Here is a 2439-nt window from a genome sequence, read left to right as displayed (position 1 = left end):
CGCAGCGGCCGCCGCGGCGTGCCCACGCCGGCGCGCCGGCCGGCACCGCGCTTCGCCGTCGTCGACGTGCTGGACCGCGAGGCGCTGCTGCCCGCGATCTTCTTCGTGTTCTCCCGGTCCGGCTGCGACGCCGCCGTGCAGCAGTGCCTGCGGTCCGGTCTGCGGCTGACGACGGCGGAGCAGGAGGCCGAGATCCGCCGCACCGTGGAGCAGCGGTGCGCCGCCGTGCCCGCGCAGGACCTGGCCGTCCTCGGCTACTGGGAGTGGAGCCAGGCCCTCGAGCGGGGCATCGCCTCCCACCACGCCGGCCTCCTGCCGCTGTTCAAGGAGACCGTCGAGGACCTCTTCTCCCGCGGGCTCGTCAAGGTCGTGTTCGCCACCGAGACGCTGGCGCTCGGCATCAACATGCCCGCGCGGTCCGTCGTGCTCGACAAGCTGACGAAGTGGGACGGCTCCGCGCACCAGGACATCACGCCGGGGGAGTACACCCAGCTCACCGGTCGGGCCGGTCGGCGGGGCATCGACGTCGAGGGGCACGCCGTCGTCGTCGACCACGGGGCGCTCGACCCGGTCGCCCTGGCGGGGCTGGCGTCCCGGCGCACGTACCCGCTGCGCTCGAGCTTCCGGCCCACCTACAACATGGCCGTCAACCTCGTGGCGCAGGTGGGCCGGGACCGCGCCCGGGAGGTGCTCGAGACCTCCTTCGCGCAGTTCCAGGCGGACCGCGCCGTCGTCGGCCTCGCCCGGCAGGCGCAGGCCCACGCGGAGGCGCTCGACGGCTACGCCAAGGCGATGGAGTGCCACCTGGGCGACTTCGCCGAGTACGCGCGCATCCGGCACCAGCTCACCGACCGGGAGCAGGACCTGTCCCGCGAGGCGGCCCGGGCGCGCCGCGCCGAGGCCCGGGCCAGCCTCGAGCAGCTGCGCGTGGGCGACGTCGTGGAGATCCCGGGGGGTCGACGGGCCGGCTACGCGGTCGTCCTGGACCCCGGGCGGGACGCGGGGCTCGACGGTCCGCGTCCCACGGTGCTCACGGCGGAGCGGCAGGTCCGCACGCTCACCACCGCGGACCTGGACCGCGGCGTCCGCACGGTGAGCTCCGTGCGGGTGCCGAAGCAGTTCTCGCCGCGCAACGCCGCCCACAAGCGCGACCTGGCCTCGGCGCTGCGCAGCGCCCTGGCCGACCCGTCCCGGCTGGTCCGGCCGGACCGCGGCAGCCGCCCCGGGCGGTCGGAGGCGGCCGACGACGCCACGGTGGCCGGGCTGCGCCGTCGGCTGCGGGCGCACCCGTGCCACGGGTGCTCCGAGCGCGAGGACCACGCCCGGTGGGCGGAGCGGTACCACCGTCTCAAGCGGGAGCACGACGCCCTCGTGCGCCGCATCGACGGGCGGACCAGCTCGATCGCGCGCATCTTCGACCGGATCTGCGACGTGCTCGCCGAGACGGGCTACCTGGAGACCGTCACGGACGCCGACGCCCCGGACCGGGCCAGGCTGCGCGTCACGACCTCGGGCCAGTGGCTGCGCCGGCTGTACGCGGAGAGCGACCTGCTCGTCGCCGAGTGCCTGCGCCGGGGCATCTGGGACGGGCTGGACGCACCCGGCCTGGCCGCGGCCGTCTCCACGGTCGTGTTCGAGGCGCGCCGCGAGGAGCGGGACCACGTGCCGCAGGTGCCAGGTGGGCCCCAGGGCCGGCTGGGGCAGGCGCTGGACGAGACGCTCCGGGTGTGGTCGCGGCTGGAGGACCTCGAGCTCGCCCACCGCCTGCAGACGACCCGGCCGCTGGACACCGGGCTCGTCGAGCCGATCCACCGCTGGGCGTCCGGTCGCAGTCTGGGCACCGTGCTGCAGGGCACGGAGCTCGCGGCGGGGGACTTCGTCCGGTGGTGCAAGCAGGTCATCGACCTGCTGGACCAGATCGGGCAGGCCGCGCCGCAGGCCGCGACGCGCACCACGGCGCGGCGTGCGGTGGACCAGCTGCGCCGGGGCGTGGTGGCGTACAGCTCGGTCTGACCCTGCTCCGGGCCCTGCTCCCGGCCCGCGTGCGTTAGTTTCCGCCGGTGACCCCTTCACCCGCGTCCCGGTCCGTGCTGTACCGCAACGGCGTCGTGCACTCCTCGGCGGACCCCTTCGCCGAGGCCGTGCTCGTCGCCGACGGCCGGGTGGCGTGGCTCGGCAGCGACGACAGCGCGCACACGGTCCTGGACGGTGCGGACGAGGTGGTGGACCTGGACGGGGCGCTCGTCGCGCCGGCCTTCGTCGACGCGCACGTCCACGTCCTCGAGACGGGCATCGCGCTGACGGGCCTCGACCTGTCCCCGGCGGCCGGCGTGCGGACGCTCGCCGTGGCCCTGGACCGGGTCGCCGCCGCCGCGCGTGCCCTGCCCTCGGGCGCGGCGCTGCTGGGCCACGGGTGGGACGAGACGGCGTGGCCGGAGG

At 76.1% G+C, this 2439-nt stretch carries 2 protein-coding genes; both read left to right on the top strand.

Annotated elements, in window-relative coordinates:
• A partial coding sequence (locus tag N866_RS18155; RefSeq protein ID WP_034229341.1) for a DEAD/DEAH box helicase occupies positions 1-2013 on the top strand: 2013 nt, incomplete at its 5' end.
• A 47-nt stretch (positions 2014-2060) separates the two neighbouring features.
• Positions 2061-2439, top strand: a 379-nt coding sequence (locus N866_RS18150) for an amidohydrolase family protein (protein ID WP_155855479.1), incomplete at its 3' end; no start/stop codon positions are given.

Source organism: Actinotalea ferrariae CF5-4 (assembly GCF_000603945.1).
Lineage (GTDB): Bacteria > Actinomycetota > Actinomycetes > Actinomycetales > Cellulomonadaceae > Actinotalea > Actinotalea ferrariae.
The sequence above is the reverse complement of the archived record's forward strand: the minus strand, read 5'-3'. Positions and strand labels throughout refer to the sequence as shown.